The 20,793-nt window shown below is 64.2% G+C and carries 15 protein-coding genes and 1 pseudogene; 6 read left to right on the plus strand and 10 right to left on the minus strand.

Annotation, left to right across the window (positions count from 1 at the left end; translation table 11 throughout):
* Positions 1-6: 6 nt before the first annotated feature.
* The gene (locus L0U80_RS00820; protein ID WP_233861872.1) at positions 7-2,430 is read right to left on the minus strand and encodes a type I restriction-modification system subunit M; all 2,424 of its coding nucleotides are present in this window, start codon (positions 2,428-2,430) and stop codon (positions 7-9) included.
* A 383-nt stretch (positions 2,431-2,813) separates the two neighbouring features.
* On the opposite strand from L0U80_RS00820, the gene L0U80_RS00825 reads away from it, so the two are divergent.
* Entirely contained in the window at positions 2,814-3,107 is a 294-nt protein-coding gene (locus tag L0U80_RS00825; protein ID WP_233861874.1) for a hypothetical protein, read from the plus strand.
* A gap of 253 nt (positions 3,108-3,360) precedes the next feature.
* Here L0U80_RS00825 and L0U80_RS00830 read toward each other — a convergent pair whose 3' ends face one another.
* Entirely contained in the window at positions 3,361-3,666 is a 306-nt protein-coding gene (locus tag L0U80_RS00830) for a DUF4148 domain-containing protein (RefSeq protein ID WP_233861876.1), read from the minus strand.
* 281 nt (positions 3,667-3,947) lie between these two features.
* Between L0U80_RS00830 and L0U80_RS00835 the strand changes: the two genes are divergently transcribed.
* The 4 genes from L0U80_RS00835 (at position 3,948) to L0U80_RS00850 (ending at position 7,603) form a co-directional block, all read left to right on the plus strand.
* Positions 3,948-4,196 (plus strand): BufA1 family periplasmic bufferin-type metallophore, encoded by a 249-nt coding sequence (locus L0U80_RS00835; RefSeq protein ID WP_233861878.1) that lies wholly within the window; start codon positions 3,948-3,950, stop codon positions 4,194-4,196.
* A gap of 10 nt (positions 4,197-4,206) precedes the next feature.
* Positions 4,207-5,079, plus strand: a complete 873-nt coding sequence (gene bufB / locus L0U80_RS00840; protein ID WP_233861880.1) for an MNIO family bufferin maturase — start codon at positions 4,207-4,209, stop codon at positions 5,077-5,079.
* Positions 5,076-5,882: an HvfC/BufC family peptide modification chaperone gene (locus L0U80_RS00845; RefSeq protein WP_233861882.1), complete on the plus strand. Its 807-nt coding sequence runs from the start codon at positions 5,076-5,078 to the stop codon at positions 5,880-5,882. The genes bufB and L0U80_RS00845 overlap by 4 nt, the downstream gene beginning before the upstream one ends.
* A gap of 416 nt (positions 5,883-6,298) precedes the next feature.
* Positions 6,299-7,603, plus strand: a complete 1,305-nt coding sequence (locus L0U80_RS00850) for a solute carrier family 23 protein (RefSeq protein ID WP_233861884.1) — start codon at positions 6,299-6,301, stop codon at positions 7,601-7,603.
* A 114-nt stretch (positions 7,604-7,717) separates the two neighbouring features.
* Here the strand turns inward: L0U80_RS00850 and L0U80_RS00855 are convergent, their stop codons facing one another.
* Positions 7,718-9,379: a Na+/H+ antiporter gene (locus tag L0U80_RS00855; protein ID WP_233861886.1), complete on the minus strand. Its 1,662-nt coding sequence runs from the start codon at positions 9,377-9,379 to the stop codon at positions 7,718-7,720.
* A 434-nt stretch (positions 9,380-9,813) separates the two neighbouring features.
* On the opposite strand from L0U80_RS00855, the gene L0U80_RS00860 reads away from it, so the two are divergent.
* Entirely contained in the window at positions 9,814-11,091 is a 1,278-nt protein-coding gene (locus L0U80_RS00860) for an EAL domain-containing protein (RefSeq protein ID WP_233861887.1), read from the plus strand.
* A 75-nt stretch (positions 11,092-11,166) separates the two neighbouring features.
* On the opposite strand, the gene L0U80_RS00865 is transcribed toward L0U80_RS00860, so the two are convergent.
* From L0U80_RS00865 to L0U80_RS00895, 7 genes and pseudogenes are all read right to left on the minus strand, one after another.
* Complete coding sequence (locus L0U80_RS00865) at positions 11,167-14,772, minus strand: indolepyruvate ferredoxin oxidoreductase family protein (RefSeq protein WP_233861889.1); 3,606 nt, start codon at positions 14,770-14,772, stop codon at positions 11,167-11,169.
* A 273-nt stretch (positions 14,773-15,045) separates the two neighbouring features.
* The gene (locus tag L0U80_RS00870) at positions 15,046-16,011 is read right to left on the minus strand and encodes an ion channel (RefSeq protein WP_233861891.1); all 966 of its coding nucleotides are present in this window, start codon (positions 16,009-16,011) and stop codon (positions 15,046-15,048) included.
* Between the two features lie 229 nt (positions 16,012-16,240).
* On the minus strand, positions 16,241-16,486 hold the full coding sequence (locus tag L0U80_RS00875) for a hypothetical protein (RefSeq protein ID WP_233861893.1): 246 nt from the start codon (positions 16,484-16,486) through the stop codon (positions 16,241-16,243).
* Between the two features lie 72 nt (positions 16,487-16,558).
* Positions 16,559-16,780, minus strand: coding sequence for a hypothetical protein (locus L0U80_RS00880; RefSeq protein WP_233865557.1), 222 nt, complete (start codon positions 16,778-16,780; stop codon positions 16,559-16,561).
* 182 nt (positions 16,781-16,962) lie between these two features.
* Complete coding sequence (locus tag L0U80_RS00885) at positions 16,963-17,925, minus strand: carbohydrate kinase family protein (protein WP_233861894.1); 963 nt, start codon at positions 17,923-17,925, stop codon at positions 16,963-16,965.
* Positions 17,922-19,268, minus strand: coding sequence for an AGE family epimerase/isomerase (locus tag L0U80_RS00890; protein ID WP_233861896.1), 1,347 nt, complete (start codon positions 19,266-19,268; stop codon positions 17,922-17,924). Before L0U80_RS00890 ends, L0U80_RS00885 begins: the two co-directional genes overlap by 4 nt.
* A 186-nt stretch (positions 19,269-19,454) precedes the next feature.
* Positions 19,455-20,450: pseudogene (locus tag L0U80_RS00895) on the minus strand (LacI family DNA-binding transcriptional regulator); the annotation flags it as partial.
* Positions 20,451-20,793 lie beyond the last annotated feature (343 nt).

Raw genomic sequence — 20,793 nt, forward strand, 5'->3', positions numbered from 1 at the left:
CCGGCCTCAGTTCCACACCGCCCCCATCTGGCGCAGATGCGCATCAACACGAGCAGACAGCGCGGCGACTTCATCCACCAGCACCGGCAACGGCGATTCGTAGCGCAACGCCAGATCACGCACACGGCTGGTCAGCGTGTGCGACACACGCTCCAGTTCACTGGACACGGTAGCCGACAAAGCCGCGAGCCATTTATCCTCTACAACAAGCGTCCTGATCTCCTCAACAGTCAGCCTGGGGTATTGCGCGTAAGCCTTGGCATCCAGCTCGGTTTCCAGCGCCCTAAGCTTCTTTTTCAGGCTGGTCTCCTTGTCAGCCAGCGCCTGCCATTGCTTCAATATGGCCAGTTCCTCGGCTGCATCGTCATCCTTACCGATCTCCCTGATACGCTCCTTCACCGCCGCCGCATTGATCTTGTCGAAACCACTGAACACGCCGTCTTCGCCACCGTGCTCTTCCTCCAGTTCAGCCAGCGCGCTGCTGGCCGCTTCCAGTGCCGTGCTGGTCTCGTCAATGGTTATCTGCTCAGCCGCGAAATAGCGCGCAACGATATATGACTTCGGCACGAGGTCGCACGCCCAACCCTTGTCCTTCTCCACAACCTTGGCGTTGTCGCCCTTGCCCTTCGTAATTTTTTCAATGACGCGATACGTCTGCGCCACCCAGCCGTCGGACGCCAGCAGATAGGCATCGTCCTGCATGGTGTCGGCCCAGTAGTCCATCAGGTGCTGATACACGTCGTATGCATCGACCAGGGGCTTGCCTTCGTAGTGGTGCAACAGGCCATCGGCCAGCTCCACGACAAGCTGCTTCGGGTGGAAACTCGTATCCAGCGCCTTGAGTCTCGGAACGGTCACCACTCGCCAGGCATCGAAATGCTGACCCATGTCGCCGAGGTACGCAGCAAACTGCGGATGCTGGAAGATGGTTTGCTTGATGGCCGCTTTGTCCACCGCCAGGGTCACATAACCGTCGCGCAGCGGCTGGAACAGCGCATCCTTCAGTTGCGGGCACACGGCCCAGTAGTCGTTCAGGGCGTCCACGTCCGCCAGAGGAATGCCGCCTTGCAGATGGCCCTGAATGTCCTGGATATCCTCCGCCACACTGCTGTCGATATAGCGTGGCAGGTTGAGGTTGAAGTCGTTCCTCTCGATCTCATCAAGGCCAACCAGACGCGCAAAACGCAGATCGCTTTCATCCTGGCGGGTGAACACATCCACGATGCGATGGATATCCTGTTCGCGCAGGCGGTTCTTGGGACCATCCTTGATGAAGCCGCTGCTGGCATCGACCATGAAGATGCCCTTGCGAGCCTGGGCGTTTTCCTTGTCGATGACGACGATGCAGGCGGGAATGCCGGTGCCATAGAACAGGTTCGCCGGCAGACCAATGATGCCCTTGATGTAGCCGTGGCGAATCAGGTTGCCGCGGATCTCGGCTTCAGCATTGCCCCGGAACAGCACACCATGCGGCAGGATGCACGCGCCCTTGCCAGCAGATTTCAGGCTACGCACGATATGCAGTAGATAGGCATAGTCGCCCTGCTTGGCTGGCGGCACGCCAAATGTGTCGAAACGCCCGTGCGGATCGCTAAGCGGATCAAGCCCCGTGCTCCAGCGCTTGTCGGAGAACGGCGGATTGGCGACTACAAAGTCGAAGGTCTTCATGGCCGCACCATCCAGAAACTTCGGATCGGTCAGCGTATTGCCCTGGGCAATCAGCGCCGTGGGGTTGTCGTGCAGGATCATGTTCATGCGCGCGAGGCCGCTGGTCGCTGAATCCTTTTCCTGCCCGTACAGGGTGACATCCGTGTGCGCGGCATCGCCGACCTTCAGCAACAGCGAGCCGGAACCGCAGGTCGGATCGTATATGGTGGTGTCCGTGCTGGTCTCGGCATTCCCGATGCCGATGACCGCAGCCAGGATGCGACTGACTTCGGCCGGCGTATAGAACTGTCCCTTGCTCTTGCCACTTTCAGTGGCGAAGTGGCGCATCAGGTATTCGTAGGCGTCACCGAGAATGTCATCGCCGTCTGCCCGGTTCTTCGAGAAGTCCAGTTCCGGGTTCTCGAACACAGCGATCAGGTCGCTCAGCCGCTTGACCATTTCCGCGCCGCTACCGAGCTTGCCGGTGTCGTTGAAGTCCGGCATGTCCGACAGCCTGTTGGCCGTGGCCAGCGGGCCGACGATCTTCTTGTTGATCTGGTCGCCGATGTCCGGCTTACCCTTCAGGGCCACCATGTCCGCGAAGCTTGCGCCGTCGGGAATCGTGATCGGCGCATAGCGCTGCCCGGCGTATTTATCGCTGACGTACTTGATGAACAGGAGGACCAGTACATAGTCCTTGTACTGGCTGGCATCCATGCCGCCGCGCAACAGGTCGCAGGATTCCCAGAGGGAAGGGTAAAGCTCGGATTTCTTGATTGCCATGGGTTCGAGGGAGCGGAAGTCGGTATCTGCCGGACAGCTCAGGCGGTGGATTGGCTGGGATTTTAATACACGACTACGGGGCGGCAGTCTGGCTCTTTCCTCCTGCCCGGATGATCGTGTCCTATTTTTTGAGGACCTATTTCACTTCTCTGATACAGGAAGAGTTTCGCGTAACGCAACGCCGAACCGAGGAGCCGCCCTGATCGCCGGCGACGAAACCACCACGTAGCACAAACCACGCACCGCGACGCCCAATGGCAACCGTCCCGCTCCCGCCAACCTTCCCCCAATCACCTAAACTTCCCCCAACGACCCGCAGCACCACCGTGCGCGCAGGCCAGCACCAAAGAAGCCGCCCACCCACGCGGCAAACGGAGGCCGTCATGTCCGGTCCGCAAGTGCCGTTTCAGAAGTTCGATTACGAAGGATTCGAGATCCACGTCGCGCCGGCTCCGGCGGACGATGGCAGCAGCCGTTACACCTACACCGCCTACGTTTGCCACCCTGGCGCGAACCCAGCGCTACCGGGTCACACGATAGCGTTCCACCCGAACGGCGACGAGACGTTCCGCAGCGCTGAGGAAGCGACGGAAGAGGCGATCCACGTGGGGCACAGCATCGTCGATGGCACGCACCCCGACCTGTCTGTCCTGTCGCTCGTCACGCACGGTTTCTAGCCGGTGGCAGTTAGCACGAGCATGCGGCAGCAAAGAGGAAAAAGGCCCGGACACGAGGTCCGGGCAAAGCCACCGGAGGCCCGGCGGCGGAGGTATCAGCTTGAGCGCCGTGCCCAGTGGCTCGACGCAATAACAACGGGTCCGCTGACCAGATCAGATCGAACTGGAGAGCAGACCCGTTATCACAATCCTCGCACGCGCAATTCGCGCGCGCCGCGCGAGGGGCTTAGTGGCCCGACGCGTTCGAACCACATCATTGCCCGAAGTAAACCGACTTCACGTTCTCACGCACCCCAACCTGGGTCGATCCATTGGCCGGAGCACCGTAGGCGGTAGCCTGCGCCGCGTCCTTGTTCGCTGCAACGCGAGCCATGGCGGTCTGGATGTCCTGCGGATAGTACGGGCTCGAGAGTCCCGGGTTATAGCCGACCTTTTCCAGCTCAGCGAGTTCTGCGCGGATCTGTGCGCGGGTCACTGGCTGCTGGCTTTGCTGAGCGAACGAGAGAGCCGGCGCGGCGAGGACGGTAGCGGCAAGTGCTGCAGCGATCAGGGTCTTCATGGTAACTAACCTCCAAAGATTATATTTCGGCTCGTAACAATCAAGTGATTGGAACGATTAAGTGGAACTGTATTCCAGCGATAATCAAAGAAAAATAGCGCCATGCGGCAAACATAATTACGAGTTCCGTGAAAATTGCTCACCTCATCTGCCGTTTGATCCCATGCGGCTATCTGCCGGGTAGCCCAAACTTCATTGCCGCCGATAGGGCAAAATGCTGCGATTAAGCCGCACGCGTCATATGCGGCATTAACGACATACGGGATTCAAGGAGCCGCCGCATGAAGAACAATCTCAGCCGCCAGGCGTTGATCGCGGCCGCGTTGGCGGGCCTTGCGACGGCGGGTGTTGCGCACGCGGACGAACAGGTGAACTGCTACGGCGTCGCAAAAGCCGGTCAGAACGACTGTGCGAGCAAGACCGGCGTGCACGATTGCGCGGGACAGGCGAAGGTCGACCACGACAACGGCGACTTCAAGACCATGCCTAGGGGCACTTGCGAGAAGCTCGGCGGCACGCCGGAAAAATGAGCGGCGACCGTTGCCGCGTAGCGTGCGCGCGACGAGCGCCGCGCGTGCACCAGCGGGCGTCGGCGTCGGCCTGCGTCACGCGCACTACGATGCGTTCATGGCGGCGCCACCTGCCGTCGACTGGGTCGAGGTCCACAGCGAAAACTATTTCGGCGATGGTGGCTACGATCTGCACGTCCTTGAAACGGTGCGCCGCGACATCCCGGTGAGCCTGCACGGTGTCGGGCTGGGTCTGGGGTCAGCTACGCCGCTTGATGCGGGCCATCTCGCTGCGTTGCGGCGCCTCGTCGAGCGCATCGATCCCGCTGTTGTCTCCGAGCATCTCTGCTGGGGCGCGACGCCGCAAGGTGCGCTGCATGACCTACTTCCGATGCCGCTCAACGCGGTCTCACTCGATCATCTGTGCGCCCGGGTCGAGCAGGTTCAGGACGTTTTGCAACGACCGATCCTTATCGAAAACGTTTCGGTCTACGTGAGGTTTCGCGGCGATACGCTCGGCGAAACCGCCTTTCTCGCCGAACTCGCGCGCCGCACGGGCTGCGGTGTGCTACTCGACGTGAACAATCTCTACGTCAACCAGTGCAATCACGGCGAGGACGCTTTCGCGGCAATGGCTGCATTGCCGCGGGACCTGGTGGGCGAAATCCATCTCGCGGGCCATCGCGTGACGCAGGCTGCCGTGATCGACGATCACGGTTCGCGCGTCGCGGCCGCCGTGTGGTCGTTGTACGAGTCCGCGCTGCAACGCTTCGGCGCGACGCCGACGCTCATCGAGTGGGACACCGATGTGCCGCCGCTCGATGTGCTGCTCGACGAGGCGCAGCTTGCGCGCACGCGCATGGTGTCGATGTGCGGCGCCGCGAGCGCTCGGGCGCAGTCATGACTCGCCACGACAACGACACGCTCGCGTCGCTGCAGGAGGCGTTTGCCGCCGCGCTAGCCGATCCCGACGCCGACGCCTCGCTCGCCGGGCGTCTGCAGGCCGTGCGTGCGAGCGACAGTTCGCAAGCGGATGCGTTGCTGCGTGAGCGTATCGGCCTGTACCGCGGCAATGTGCGTGCAGCGCGGCGTCAGGCGCTGGTGCATGCGTACCCGGTACTGGCGGAGCTGACCGGCGAAACCTACTTCGATGCACTCGCGCTCGCGTACGCACGCGCATATCCGACGCGCGATGCAGATCTCAACCGCTTCGGCGCGTCGCTGCCGTCGTTTATCGAAGGTTACGAACGCGATCCGCGCTATGCGTACTTCGGCGATGTAGCGAGGCTCGAATGGGCGCTGCACGTTGCGGCGTACGCGGCGAATGTCGTGCCGCTCACGCCACAGGCGTGGACGGACCTCGGCGCCGAACGTCTTGCGACGGCGCGCCTCGCGGTGCATCCGGCGTGTGCGGCGCTAGCGTCGTGCTACGCCGTGGAGGCGATCTGGCGCGCGCATCGTCCGGGCGCCGAGTGGCCTGGGTGCATCGATACACCGTCCTGGACACTGGTCTTGCGTCCGCAGTGGCGTCCAGCGCTGGTCACGCATACCGAAGCAGCCCACGTCGCGTTTGTCGCGCTGCAGCGTGGCGACACGCTCGGCGAAGCGCTCGATGAAGCGTTCACCGTCGATGCCGGTTTCGATTTTGCACGCCTGTGGCGAGTGTGGATTAATTCGGGCGCGATTACAGGGCTGCGCGATGGTTGAACCGTCGGCGGTGAAGGCGTCGATCGAGTTTTTCGGCGATCGCAATGCGCATCCGATCGAGTCCAATCGGTGCTGATGATGGCGCAGCTACAACGCAGGCACAAAAAAAACCGCTCAGGCCGTGAAGCATGAGCGGGAAGTCGGAGAGTTTACAGCTAACAACCTCTGCATGAGCTGTTAAAGGGTCACGCAGAAAGGCCAGTGTATCTGAGGCCCTATAGGTGACCCATAGGACGAGTCTGAAAGCAACACGTAAACCCTCGGGCAGACTTGGGTTTAGCGCGGCTTGCCACGCGAGTTCCGGCTCCGTACACTCGCGCCTGGATTTCCCTTAAGCGCGTCGTCGGAGTTCGCGCTTGCGTTACCGATCACCCTCAAACAATCACACGCAGCTCACGCAGATAAGAGGAGCCCTAATGTCAGATTCCTATTTCCCCCGCTGGCGCGAGCAATCGAGCGCCGCGAAGAGCATCGTCGCCACCGACGAGCGCCTGCCCTGGCCGCAAATGTTCGCGATGGGCGTGCAGCACGTTGTCGCGATGTTCGGCTCGACTGTGCTCGCACCGCTGCTCATGGGCTTCGATCCGAACCTGTGCATCTTGATGTCCGGTATCGGCACGCTGCTGTTCTTCGTGCTGGTGGGCGGGCGGGTGCCGAGCTATCTCGGGTCGAGTTTCGCGTTCATCGGTCTCGTGATCGCCGTCACGGGCTACGCAGGGTCCGGGCCGAATCCGAACATTCCGATCGCGCTCGGCGGCATCATCGCGTGCGGCGTGGTCTACGCGATCATCGGGTTGATCGTGTCGGCGGTCGGCACGAAGTGGATCGAGACGCTTATGCCGCCCGTCGTCACGGGCGCGATCGTCTGCGTGATCGGCCTGAATCTCGCGCCCATCGCCGTGAAGGGCGTGAGCGGTTCGTCCTTCGATTCGTGGATGGCGCTCATCACGGTGCTCTGCGTCGGCGGTGTCGCGGTGTTCACGCGCGGCATGCTGCAGCGGCTCCTGATTCTCGTCGGCTTGTTGATCGCCTATGTGATCTACGCAGTCGTCACCAATGGCATGGGTCTCGGCAAGCCGATCGACTTCTCGGTTGTCGGCAACGCGGCCTGGTTCGGCATGCCGCAGTTCGTCTCGCCCGTGTTCGATCCGCACGCGATGACGCTGCTCGCGCCGATCGCCGTGATCCTCGTCGCTGAAAATCTTGGCCACATCAAGGCCGTTTCCGCGATGACCGGCACGAACCTCGATCGCTACATCGGCCGCGCGTTTATCGGGGACGGTCTTGCCACGATCGTTTCGGGCTTCGCTGGCGGCACGGGCGTCACGACCTACGCCGAGAACATCGGCGTGATGGCCGTCACGAAGATCTACTCGACGCTCGTTTTCGTGATTGCCGCACTGATCGCGATCGTGCTCGGCTTCTCGCCGAAGTTCGGCGCCGTGATCCAGACGATTCCGGGGCCTGTGCTGGGCGGTGTGTCGATCGTCGTGTTCGGTCTCATCGCCGTCACCGGCGCGCGCATCTGGGTCGTGAACAAGGTCGACTTCTCCGATAACCGTAACCTCATCGTCGCGGCCGTCACGCTCGTGCTCGGTGCAGGTGACTTCTCGCTGAAGCTCGGCGCGTTCGCGCTCGGCGGCATCGGTACCGCTACCTTCGGCGCGATCATTCTCTACGCGCTGCTGCGCCGCAAGCCCGCGCAACAGGCAGCGGTCTGACGCCGCGCTCAGCCAGTGCGGTAATCAAAGGCGGCATACGTGCCGCCTTTTTTTATGTGCGTTTGGTCGAAGCGAGGCGCAAACCGGCACCTTGCGCAGCCCCTCGATGCGCGCTCACGCGCGGCCACGCGCGCGCGATTTCAACGCCGTTTCGGTCAAATCCACTTCGCGCATCAACTTCGCCATCGTCTCGTCGTTGATCTTTTGTTGATTGCGCAGCGCGAGCAGCGTCGCGCGTTCGGCGCGCATCGCGGCGAGTCGCATCTGCAGTTCGAGCGTCTCCGCGCGGCCCGCGTGCGGGCTGCGGTCCTTGTCGAGCGTCGCGAGCCGTCGGCGATACAGGTCCATTACGCGTGCCGTCGTGTCGGCGGCATAGGCAGCTTCGGATTCGTCCATGCCACGTGTGGTTTCGTCGTACAGCGCGTCGACCGCGCGGATCGCGGACTGCGCGGCCTGGATGCGCGCCGCGCGTTCCTCGGCGGCGTGTGGCGGTACGCGGCCGCGTCTTGCGCCCCGCAGCAGGAGCGGCAGTCCGACAATCGCCACGAGTAGCGAGGCCAGGATCACCCCAGTCGCGATGAAGATGGCGGTGGCGCGTCCCGGCAGGGGGCTGCCGTCTGCGAGCACCACGGGCAGCGAGAGCACGCCCGCGAGCGTCACGGCGCCGCGCACGCCCGCCACCGTAGTGATCGCGACGGTACGCAGCCCCGGCACCGCGTTGACGAGGCCGTGACGCGCGGCGCCCCGGCTCGCGAACCAGCGCAATACCCAGACCCACGCGAAACGCATCGCGTAGAGCGCCGCCAGGACGGCAGCGATATAGCCGATGAGCCTAAGCATCTCGACGTTGCTCGTCTGATGCGCGTCGAGCAGCGCCTTGCCGAGAATGCCGGGAAACTGTAGTCCGAGCAGCGTGAACACCATGCCGTTGAAGACGAACTCGATCATGGTCCAGGTGCTCGTCGCGCGTATGCGCTCGGACACGGGCCCCATGTGCGCGGCGCTCGTGTAGTTCATCATCATGCCCGCTGCGACAGCGGCGAGCACGCCGGAGCATTCCAGATGTTCGGCGAGGAGATACGCGGCGAACGGGATCAGCAGGGTCAGCACGACGCCGGGCGCGGGGTCGCCTTCATCGGTGGTGTTGAGAAATTTCGCCGACACGAAGCTGAAAAGCCAGCCGATCGCTGCACCGATCGCGAGGCCGCCCGCCGCGATCAGGACGAAGCTGAGTGCCGCTGCGCGCAGGGAAAAATATCCCGTGAGCGCCGCGGCAATGGCGAACTTCAGCGCGACGAGGCCGGAGGCGTCGTTCATGAGCGCTTCGCCTTCGAGGATGTGCATCAACTGGGCGGGTATCCGGTCTTTGCCGGCGATGGCCGAGAGCGCGACGGCGTCGGTGGGCGAGAGTACGGCGGCGAGCGCAAAGGCGACGGGCAGCGAAATCTGCGGCACGAGCCAGTGCGCAAAGTACCCCACCGCGACGACGGTGATGAGCACGAGGCCGAGTGCGAGCATGAGGATCGCGCGGCGCTGCAGGAAAAATTCGCGCTTTGGGATGCGCCAGCCGTCGGCGAACAGCAGCGGCGGAATGAACAGCGCCATGAAGATATCCGGATCGAACGTGACGTGCGGATTGACACGCGGAAACGTGAGCAGCGCGCCAATGCCGATCTGCACGAGCGGCAGCGGCAACTTCACGCGCACGAGCCGTACGATGACGCCCGAAAGCGCCACGGCGAGGAGCAGAATGAGGACTGTGAGCAGGATTTCCATCGATCAGGCGAAGGCGGGGATGCTGATGCGTCCCTTCAAGGCGGCACGATTGCGGAGTGTTGCGTTTGGCTTTAGAGCCAGAACGGTCGTCGGACAGTGTAGCCCGAGGGCGACTGCGGGCGCCGCGAAGCGAGCAGGGCGCAGCGGCCTGCGGAGCCGCTGGTGTCGGGGTGCCGGAGCAGTCCGGCACGCTGCAGCAGGATTGCTGCGGCGCGACGCACGCGCATCGGCTACGCACGCTTATGGTGCGTGGTGTGCCTGTTTGCGGCGCAGCGCAGCACGTGGCGCCCGCATTTCGTTGCTCGCCGCCATGAGTGGAAAGCGCGCACGGACTTTGCTTACACGCAGCCTGTGACGCAATGAATCTGGCTGGCTACCTTCCCGCGTGTGAGCGTCACGCGGATGCCAGCGATGACCTCGCACGAGAGGCACGCATGACCACAGAACAGCAGGACAGAACGGCCGTTGTACCGCACGGCTTCAACATCAGCGTCACCTCGGGGTTTGAGCGCTATAGCACTCAACACGGCGATCTCACGCTGACGAGCGTGTTCCAGCCCGTCTTCAGCCTTTCGCACATGCGGGCGATCGGCTACGAGGGGTTGCTGCGCGCGCACGATGCGCTCGACCGGCCTGTGCCTCCGCTCGACGTGTTCGGCGAGGCGGCGCGTATCGGTGAGGCGCTGCAGGTGGATCGTCTCGCACAGGCGCTGCATCTGGAGAACTTCAAGCTGCTCGGCGCCGAGCGCGAATGGCTCTTCCTCAACGTGCATCCGGGTACGCTGATCGAGCCGTATCACGCGGCCGCGCTGCTTGCGAATCTCGTGCGACTCGACTTGCCGCCGCGGCGCATCGTGCTCGAAGTGCTCGAAGATCCCGCCACGGATCTCGACGCATTGGCGCAAGCCGTCGCGTCGTTTCGCGAGCGCGGCTTTCTTGTCGCGCTCGACGATTTCGGCGCGGGCCACGTCGATATCGGTCGCGTGTGGCAACTCAATCCCGACATCGTGAAGCTCGACCGCATCTTGCTTCTGCACGCGGCGCATCGCGCGGACATGGCGGCGACGCTGCCTGCGCTCGTCGCGCTGCTGCACGAGGCGGGCAAGCTCGTGCTCTTCGAGGGCGTCGAAACCGAGCAGGAAGCGCAGCTCGCGCTCGCCTGCAATGCCGATTTCGTGCAGGGTTTTTTCTTCGCGCGTCCGGCGCCCGGGCTCACCGATGCGGCGCTGGCGCGATCCGTGATCGCAGAGGCGACCGAGCGCTTCCGCTCGCAGGCCGAAGAGCGCGAGCGCGGCACCGCCAATCGCCTCGCGCCTCACGTGCGGGCGATCGAGCGCGCGGCGGAGCGGCTCGCCGCAGGTGAGCCGCTGGAGGAGGTGTGCTGGAATTTCCTCGGACTCACTCACGCGGCGCGTTGTTTTCTGCTCGACGCGAATGGACGGCAGGCGGGGCGCAATATCGTGTTGCGCGTCGATCGCGCACAGCACGATGCACGGTTTCTGCCGCTCGACGATGCGCAGGGCGCTAACTGGCTAAGACGTCCTTACTTTCGTTCAGCGGTTGCGGTGCCGGGTCATGTGCATGTGACGGCGCCGTATCTGTCGATCAACGAGGCGCTGCCGTGCGTGACGCTTTCGATTGCGGTTCATGTCGGAGAACGGTTGTGCGTGCTGTGCGGTGACGTCGACTGGATTTTCGACGAGGTTGTTTGAACACCGCTCGCGTCACAAAGTTAAAAGGGCGGCTTTTCGAAGCCGCCCTTTTCGCATTCACACGCGTTGTACGCGTTACTTCGCGACCACCACCGGAATGCCGCGCAACGCTCCGGCGCCCTTGAACGAATCGAGTGCTTTCTGCACCACCACACTCGTTTTTACGTCGAGTTGAAGGCGCCCCGCGAGTTCGCGCTCGCTGCGCTTCACTGCCGCGAGGTTCGCGAGCTTCACGTGACCGTAGCCACGCACCCGCTGATGGAGGCTTGCGAGTGCCGCGATATCGGAGGCGTTGTGCGCGTTGATACGAGTGAGTGCGCCGCGCATGGTCGCCTCGTAGTCGTCGGCGAGCGCGCGCTCCATGCGACGCTCCACTGTGCGTCCGAACGGATCGAACCACGTTCCGCGTATGCCGCGTCCCTTTGAGAGCAGCGCGAGTACGCCCCAAAGCCACTGCCCGAACTGCATCTTTCGCGGCGCTTCGCCGTGCTTCGCGCGCGCGACGAGCGGCGGCGCCATGTTGAACTTCACCGTGAAGTCACGGCCTGCAGTGCCTTCGAACTGCGCTTCGAGCGCGGCGCGGAAGGCAGGATCGGTGTGCAGTCGCGCGACTTCGTATTCATCCTTCACGGCGAGCAGGCGATAGAACGTCGTCGCGACGGCGCGCGTCAGCGCATCGTCGGTGCTCTTGTCCGCGCTTCGGGTTGCATCGACGAGCGCACGGAAGCGCAAAGCGTAACGTGTGCCGCCATACGCGACGAGACGCGCTTCGCGATCGGCGATCAGGTCGTCCAGCGTCTGGGTTAGCGACGGCTCGCTGGCGGACCTGCGTTTGGCGTCGAGCGTATCGAGGGCTGCCGCGTCGGCGGCTGCGAGACGGCCGACCGAAAACGCGAGCAGGTTCGCGGGCACGGCCACGTTGTTCAATTCGATCGCTCGCGTGAGCGCTGCAAGCGAGACGGGCACGAGACCGAGTTGCCACGCGAAGCCGAGCATCAGGACGTTCGCGCCGATCGTATCGCCGAGGAAACGTTGCGCCAGCGCCTGCGCATCGCACGTCGCGAGCGGGTCTTGCGCGCCCTTCGCCGCGCCGCCCGTCGCCGCGTGGCGCATCTTCGCGAGCAGCGCGTCGGCGTGAAGGTTCGCATCGGGGTTCTGCACGAACGAAGCGTTCGGAATCGCGTGCGCGTTCACGACGATGCGCGTGCGGTCGTGGCGCACCGTTTGGAGGGCGTCGGCGCTCGCACCGACCACCATGTCGCAGGCGAGCAGCAGGTCGGCCTGCTGCGTGTCGATGCGGACCTGGTTGAGCAACGCATCGGTTGCGGCAAAACGCACGAACGAGAGCACGGAGCCGCCCTTTTGCGCGAAGCCCATGAAATCGAGCACCGACGCACTCTTGCCTTCCAGATGCGCAGCCATGCTGATGAGCGCGCCCACCGTCACAACACCGGTGCCGCCCACGCCCGTCACGAGGATGTCGTAGGGAGCATTGTCGAGCGGCGTCTGCGGCACGGGCAGCGCGCTCACGCGCGCGGCGAGCGCTTGCGGATCGAACGCTGCGCCCGCGGCCTTCTTGAGCTTGCCGCCTTCGATCGTCACGAAGCTCGGGCAAAAGCCGTTCACGCACGAGTAGTCCTTGTTGCACGACGACTGGTCGATGCGGCGCTTGCGGCCGAGTTCGGTCTCGACAGGTTCTACCGAAAGACAGTTCGACTGCACGCCGCAATCACCGCAGCCTTCGCATACGGCTTCGTTGATGAAGAGACGCTTGTCTGGATCGGGGAATTCGCCCTTCTTGCGACGGCGGCGTTTTTCGGCGGCGCAGGTCTGGTCGTAGATCAGCACGGTTACGCCTTGCGTGTCGCGCAGTTCGCGCTGCACGGTGTCCAGTTCACGTCGATGGTGGAACGTCGTGCCCTTCGGGAAGATGTCGTGGTGGCCATCGTACTTCTCGGGCTCGTCGCTCACGACGACGAAGCGCGAGACGCCTTCGGCTTCCACCTGACGCGCGATCTGCGGCACCGAGATGCTTCCGTCGACGGGTTGTCCGCCCGTCATCGCAACGGCGTCGTTGTAGAGGATCTTGTAGGTGATGTTCGCCTTCGTCGCCACGGCCTGGCGAATCGCAAGGATGCCTGAATGAAAGTAGGTGCCGTCACCGAGATTCTGGAAGACGTGGCGCGTGTTCGTGAACATCGAGTGCGCGGCCCAGTCCACGCCTTCGCCGCCCATCTGGATCAGGCCCGTCGTGTCGCGCTCCATCCACGACGCCATGAAGTGACAGCCAATGCCGGCCTGTGCGATCGAGCCTTCAGGCACCTTCGTGGACGTATTGTGCGGACAACCCGAGCAGAAGTACGGCGTGCGGCGCACGGCGTCGGCTTCGTTCGAGAGGATCTGATGCGCGATGAGATCGACCACGCGTTCGCGCCGGTCGAGCGTGCTCTTGTGCCTCGCGAGCCACTCTGCAAACACAGGCAGGATACGCGACGGGCGCAGTTCGCCGAGTTCGGAGAGTTGCGCTGCGCCGTCCTCGGTCTCCTTGCCGGTGATCGTCGGGCGTGCGCCCGCCTTGCGGTTGTAGAGATGGTCCTTGATCTGCTGCTCGACCACGGGGCCTTTTTCTTCGATCACGAGCACGTCGGTGAGACCGGCGACGAAAGCGTCGATGCGCGACATCTCCAGCGGGAACGAGAGCCCCACCTTGTAGATGCGCACGCCCGCCGCGTCGAGATCGGCTACGGAGAGGTCGAGGCGTCGCAGCGCCTCCATCAGATCCAGATGCGCCTTGCCGCACGTGACGATGCCCACGTTCGCATGCGGGCTCGGCGCGATCCACTTGTCGATGCTGTTCGCGCGCGCGAAGTGGCGCACGGCGTCGAGTTTCGCGGCGAGGCGTGCTTCGATCGCGAGGCTCGGCAGATCGGGCCAGCGGTTGTGCAAGCCACCTGGTGGCGGCGTGAAGCCATCGGGTGCGGGCCAGTCGGTGCGAATGGCATCGAGATCGACAGTCGAGCCCGATTCGACGGTCTCCGATATCGCCTTGAAGCCGACCCATGCGCCCGAGAAGCGCGAAAGCGCCCAGCCGTACAGGCCGAATTCGAGCATGTCGGCGACGTTCGACGGATTCACGATGGGCATGTGCCACGCCATCATCGCGAAGTCGCTCTGATGCGGCATCGACGACGACACGCACCCGTGGTCGTCGCCCGCCACGACGAGCACGCCGCCGTGCGGCGACGAGCCGTAGGCGTTGCCGTGCTTGAGCGCGTCGCCCGCGCGATCGACGCCCGGGCCCTTGCCGTACCACATCGCGTAGACGCCTTCGACGGTACGCTCGGGATCGGCTTCGACGCGCTGCGTGCCGAGGACTGCCGTACCGCCGAGTTCCTCGTTGATCGCGGGGAGAAAGCGCACGCTGGCCGCGTCGAGCAGCTTTTGCGCCTTCCACGCTTGCTGATCGACCATGCCGAGCGGCGAGCCGCGGTAGCCGCTGATGAAGCCTGCGGTGTTCAGGCCACGCGCGCGGTCACTGGCGTGCTGCATCAGCGCGAGGCGGATCAGCGCCTGCGTGCCGGTGAGGAAAATGCGGCCGCGCGTCGCCGTGAGGTTGTCGCTCAGACGGTAGTCGGCGAGAGGCGGGTTGGTCGAGTCGCCGAATTCGGGGCGGGCGGTCATGGGAGGGTCTCCGTTATTTGGCGCTTACATGCCCTTCGGGCATGTGGCCGGAGCAAGTGCTCTGCGTGGGGCTGGAATACGTGCGTACGCACTAACTCCGGTCGACAGCGAAAGCGCCACTCCGGACAAAATGTCGCAGGAGGCTCTATTTTTCAGCGCCAATGACGGAAATGTTTTGCTAACTACCCTCGCGAATGAGGCGTGTGCGCGAGATGCTCCCCGAAGATCGTTATTTTTGAGGACGATCTTGCCGGCCCACCGTAACGGCCCGGCTCAGACCTCTTGCGAGCCTTGCGCGGGCGGCCCGTCGTAAGGCTCGACGTCGTGAAATCGCGTGTAGTCCATATGACTCACGCCGTCGATGTCGTGCAGCATATCGACGTAGCGGTAATGCCAGCGGATCTGGTTGTCCGACCAGCTATGTCGCGCCTGCATGGTCTGCGCGGTCGATTCGTCGGAGCCTTCGATCATCACGAGCAGCGACGCGTTCTGACGCGCAAGCGATTCCGGCGTTTCGCCGTAGAGCGGGCTCGATTCGTCGATCACGTGCATGAGGTTCCAGCCGAGCGAGAAGATCGGATGCTGGTCGCGGACGAGCTTGAGGTCGTAGATGCGGCGCGCAGTGTAGCCATCCGACGAGGTTTCGAGGCGCATCAGCCGCAGCTTCGCGCTCGCTTCGGCGATTACGTTCTGGCGCGCATTGGCGGCACGCGCCATGAGCGTCGTGCGGCCTTCGAGCGGATGCACCACCACCCTGCGCGCGAACACGATCTTCGCGTGCGGGCGCGAGAAGCGCGCAAAGATGAGCCCCGTGGACAGCGCGATCCCCGACATGCCGATGAAAATCTCCAGCGTCGCGATGATGTGCGCGTAGAGCGTCTGCGGATGCATGTCGCCGTACCCGACCGTCGCGAGCGTTTCGACGCTGAAGAAAAACGCGCCGCCGAAGCCGGCTGGGAACTGGTTGGCGATGGGCGCGTGGCCAAGCAGGTAGAGGCACGCGAAGAGCGTGTTGAGGAGCAGGAACAGCGCCGCGAGCGATGCGAAGAAGGTGGGCCACCGCATGGTGAGCGCGCCGTGATAGAAGTCGCGCCAGCCGGTTGCCGGCATGCCGTGGACCATGACCACCCGGTTGCCGATGCGCAACTTGCGCGGCGCGCCGCGTTTGGGCGGTGCGGATGCGCTGGTCGGCTGGTCGACGTTCTGATTGGCGCTGCGCTCCGGTGGCTCGGGCGTCATGGTGTTCCCTTCGGGCTCGACTCGAAATGGGAAGAAGGGTAGCAACGACGGATGGGCTGGACAAGCGCGCGGACGGTGCTTGTGTGGCATGCGCGCGTCGTATGCAGCGCGCTGCCTTGCGATGCGGTGCTGAATGGCCGCAATGGCCGGGGCTTGCGCAGCCAACGCGCACAACGAACTTGCACGCGCGGCGCTAACCGCTCACACAAGACAAGCGGTGCGCACAGCCTCAAGGAAAAGTATGCGGTTTAGGGATGCCCGCGCCATGCTCGATATCGGCGATGGCCTGGCGGCGCGCTGCATCGACGGCGACGGTTACCGCATCAAACCCCGCGTTGCCGCCGACGGTGATCCACGGCTGCACGGGTTTATCGCGGTGCGTGATCTGGTATTCGGCGTCCCAGCGCGCCCCCTGCAACTCCAGCGGATGCACATGAATGGCGTAGACGCCGTAGAGAAAGAGCTGTTCGGCCATGATCGCCTCCAGCCGGATACAGGTAACACAGCCAGGTAGCACAACCCGAACATAAAGCCGCGCAATGCCGCTTTACAGTTCGAGCTCGCCAAGGATGCGATGCGCGAGGGCCTTGGCTTCCTCCAGCGCTTCTTCCGGCGTGCCCGATGTGCCTTCCACTTCGTAGACGGAGTTCTCGAGTTCCTCGCCGTCGTCGCGCTCCAGCGAAACCACGCCCTGGTAGAGTCCGCTGTCCATGGTCCGCGTCGTTGCGACCGCTGTGTAGATACCCTTGGTATAGCTGACGTCTTCCATAGCGTGCTCCTGGTCGAAGGAAACGCCGTCCCGGAGCAGCGCGGGCGCACAGTGCCGGAAAGGAATTTCCATGCTAGCACGTTGCCCGCGCGACTGCGGGGCACGGATGTGTCAGCGGGACTTCACTTTCGTGTCACACCCAGCGTGACGTCGCTCAGACGATTGGGCGGCTCTCATCGCCTTCAGTCGGCGAGCAGCGCCACCACTTCGTCGAGCGTCGGTGAATGCGCGCCCGGTCGACGGCACGCCGCCGCGCCCGCTGCCAACGCGAAGTCGAGATGCTGGCGCCACGTGCGCCGCGGCGCACTCATGAGGCTGAAGAGCAGCCCGCCGATCGACGCATCGCCTGCCCCTACCGTATCCGCCACCTCGACGCGCGGCGGCGCGGCTTCGATGACTTCCCCTGCGGCGTAGAGCGTCGCCGGATGCGCACCACGCGTCACGAGCAGCGTGGCCGCCGGATTGAGCGAGCGCATTGCGTCGATCGCCTCGGCTTCGCTGTGACCCGGGAACAGCATGCGCAGGTCTTCGTCGGAGACCTTGATGAGGTCCGCGAGCGCCGCCATGCGATGCAGGATCGGCTCGTAGCCGTGTGCCATCAGGTTGCGGTAGTTCGGATCGAAGCTGATCTTGACGCCCGCGTCGCGCAGTTCAGCGGCGAGCGTCGCGAGCGTTTCGCCGAGCGGCTGACGCACGAGGCTGATGCAGCCGAAGTGCGCCCACTTTGCTTGTGCGCGCCAGCCAACGGGCAGTTTCGCGGGATCGAATGCGAGGTCCGCACTTTGCTCGCCGATGAAGTAATACGCAGGTGGATGCGTCTGATGCACGATCGCGAGCAGCGGCGGACGCTCGACGCGCTGCATGAAGCGCATGTCGAGGCCTGCGGCGACGCTTGCGTTCCAGAGTTCGTCGGAGAAATTATCGGTGCCGAGTGCGCCGGCGCATGCCGTCGGCAGGCCGAGCCGCGCGACCGCACGCGCGACGTTCCAGCCTGCGCCGCCTGGATGCGCGCGCCATTGGGAGTCGGCCTGGAGCGGCGTGCCGTCCGGCGCGGGGACGCGCACGAGATCAGTGAGGATGTCGCCGGCCGAGATGAAGGCCGGGAAGCCCGACGAGAAGTCGGGGCCCGTGTTGCAGGTGCTCATGGTGTGGCTCCCTCATGCTGGGCGTCGCCAGCGCCCAACGCCTGTGCGAACGCGCCGCGGCGGCCAGGAACCGGCGCCATGCCGCGTCCCGGCAGTGCGTTGAGCGTCTCGTAGCACGCGCCCATCGTGTGATAGTCGGTCTTGCCCGCAGGGCTCTTTTCGTCGCCGTACTTGCGGTTGTCGCAGGTGAGAATGCGGTACCACGCGCCGTAGCGGTGATCGACGAAATACGTCCAGCTATAGCGCCAGAGTTCGTCATACCAGTCCCAGAAGCGCTCGTTGCCCGTGCGTTTCGCGAGCAGTGCAGCCGTCGCGAACGTTTCGGCCTGCACCCAGAAGTACTTGTCGTGATCGCAGACCGTGCCGTCCGTGCCGAAACCGTAGTAGAGCCCGCCGTGATCGTTGTCCCACGCGCGCGCCATCGCGGCGTCGAACAGTTCGATTGCGCGCGGCAACAGCCACGGCAACGGACGATGGCGCTCGAGGATCAGCAGCAGCTTCGCCCACTCCGTCTGGTGTCCCGGCTGGAAGCCCCACGGACGGAAGATGTTCGAACTGTCCTCTTCGTTGTAGTGCCAGTCCACCGACCAGTCCGCGTGATAGTGCTCCCACACGAGACCGTACGAGAGCTTCGCCTGGCGCAGCGTGAGGTTCGACGCGAGACGTTCGGCGCGGTCGAGATAGACGAGGTGGCCGGTCGCCTCATACGCGGCGAGCAAGGCTTCCGTCGTGTGCATGTTCGCGTTCTGGCCGCGATAGCTCGATACGACCCAGTCGGCGCTCGCTTCGTCGGCGTAGAGGCCCGCAGCGGCATCCCAGAAGCGGTGGTCCATCAACTCGAACGTCGCGCCGATCATCGGACGCGCTTCTTCGATGCCCGCCATCGCAGCGTGCGAGTAAGCGAGCAGCACGAACGCGAGGCCGTAGCAGTGGCGCGTGGCGTCGAGCGTGCGCTTCTTGCCGTCGCGCCAGTCGATCTCCCAGTCGTAGCCTTCGTGCTGCGGATCCCAATGCCCGTCGCGCAGGAACTGCAGGCCGTGGCGTGCGTACTCGAGATACTGAGCGTCGCCGAACTCGCGATACGCCATCGCATAGTTGAAGACGAAACGGCAACTGCTCACCAGATGCCGCGAGTGCGCGTTGTAGACCGTACCGTCGTCGCGAAAGTAGTGGTAAAAGCCGCCCGATGCGTCAAACACGTTGGGCGCATAGAACCGCAGCGTGTCCTTCACGTGCGAAAGCAGGAAAGCGCGGTCGCGAAAATTTTCGACTGGCGGCACGCCCGCTTGCGGCGAGTGCGCTTCGGGCGTGGTGACAGCGGCGGTCTTGGTGAGCTTCGTCATGGCGTTCTCATCATGGCGTTAGCGTGGTTTCAGCGCGGCACGCGCTGCGGTGCCGCGCGTGGACGGTGCGGCGGCGGTGTCTTCTTCGGCGATCGCGTCGTCCGCGCCATCGCAGGTGAGCATGGCGTTCGGCGCGGCGGCGCGGTCGGTCATCTGCAAATCCGGTTGCGTAGCGCGCGTACCCTCGGTCACTGGGCGTGCCCCGGCTGTCGTGCTGCCGCGTGCGATCAGTTGCACCGGCAGGCGGATTTCAGTGACCGTGGGCGCTTCTTCGAGCAGCAACTCGACCCCGCGCCGCCCGAGCGTTTCCTTGTCGACGGCGATCGTCGAGAGCGACGGCACCGCATGGGCCGCGCCCGCGATGTCGTCGAAACCGATGATCGCGATGTCCTCCGGCACGCGCAGGCCGCGCGACTGGCACACGCGCATCGCGGCGAGCGCGGCGGCGTCGTTGTAGGCGAACACGGCGTCGGGTGCAGCGCCGCGCGTTTCGTCGAGCAGACGTGCCATCGCGCGCGCGGCGCCGGTATCGGGGTCGAGCCCGGCGTCGATCGTCACTTCGAGCGATGGATCGAACAGGAGCCCCGCTTCGAAGAACGCGCGCCGGTAGCCGAGCGCGCGCTGCGCGATGCTGAAGTGCGCGAGCGATCCGCCGATGAACGCCACGCGCCGGCGCCCCATTGCGAACAGGTGATTCATCGCCAGCGTGGCGCCCGCGACGTTGTCGATGTTCACCGAGCGCAGGTCCGGTGCCCACAGGTCGATCAGCACGAGCGGCCGCTGCAGCGCGACGAGCGCACCGAGCGTCTCCGGTTCGACGAAGCCTGCTATGGCGATCGCGTCAGGCGCGTGCAGGCGAAGCTGGCGGATGGTGTCGTCGGCGGGGCCGGCGGTGAGCAGCGCGGGCACGATGCCGTGCTCGCGGCAGGCGTCCTCGACACCGTGCAGCACGTGCGAGAAGAACGGGCTTGCAGCGAAGTTGTTGTGCTGGCGATGCAGCAGGAACGTGAGCCGGCGGATGCGCGGGCGCAGTTGGGCGCAATCGTAGCCGAGCGATTGCGCGACTTCAACGATGCGCGCTCGCGTGGACTCGGAGAGGCCGGACTGGTTTTTGAGCGCGCGTGAAACCGTGCCGATCGACACGTTGGCTGCCTGCGCGACGTCGCGAATGGTTGTCCCCATGACTCCCGGCGGGCGGCGCGCCACGGCGCCGCGTGGTGTTCGTCAGATATCGGGGCGATTGTATAGTAAAAATTCGGCTAAACAACCGGCGTTGCGCCACAGTTATTCCCGTAAATAACCGAAGCGGAAGCGATAAAACTCAAATTAAGTGTTTAGTAAAAACAACGAAACAAAGGCCGTTGGTCAGGTCGGACGCGCAAGGCGGCGCGTCGCGGATCGCGTGAGCGGCGCGTTGGTGCGCTTCGGTTTGCAACGGTAGTGGAGGCGTGCGCCGTCCGCCGCCGCGTGATGTTCCGAGGGCGTGCTGATGCGCATGGGGCTGCCATAGCGCCCCATGCGTGCC

Origin of the sequence: Paraburkholderia adhaesiva (assembly GCF_021390575.1) — a bacterium.
Classification (GTDB): domain Bacteria; phylum Pseudomonadota; class Gammaproteobacteria; order Burkholderiales; family Burkholderiaceae; genus Paraburkholderia; species Paraburkholderia adhaesiva.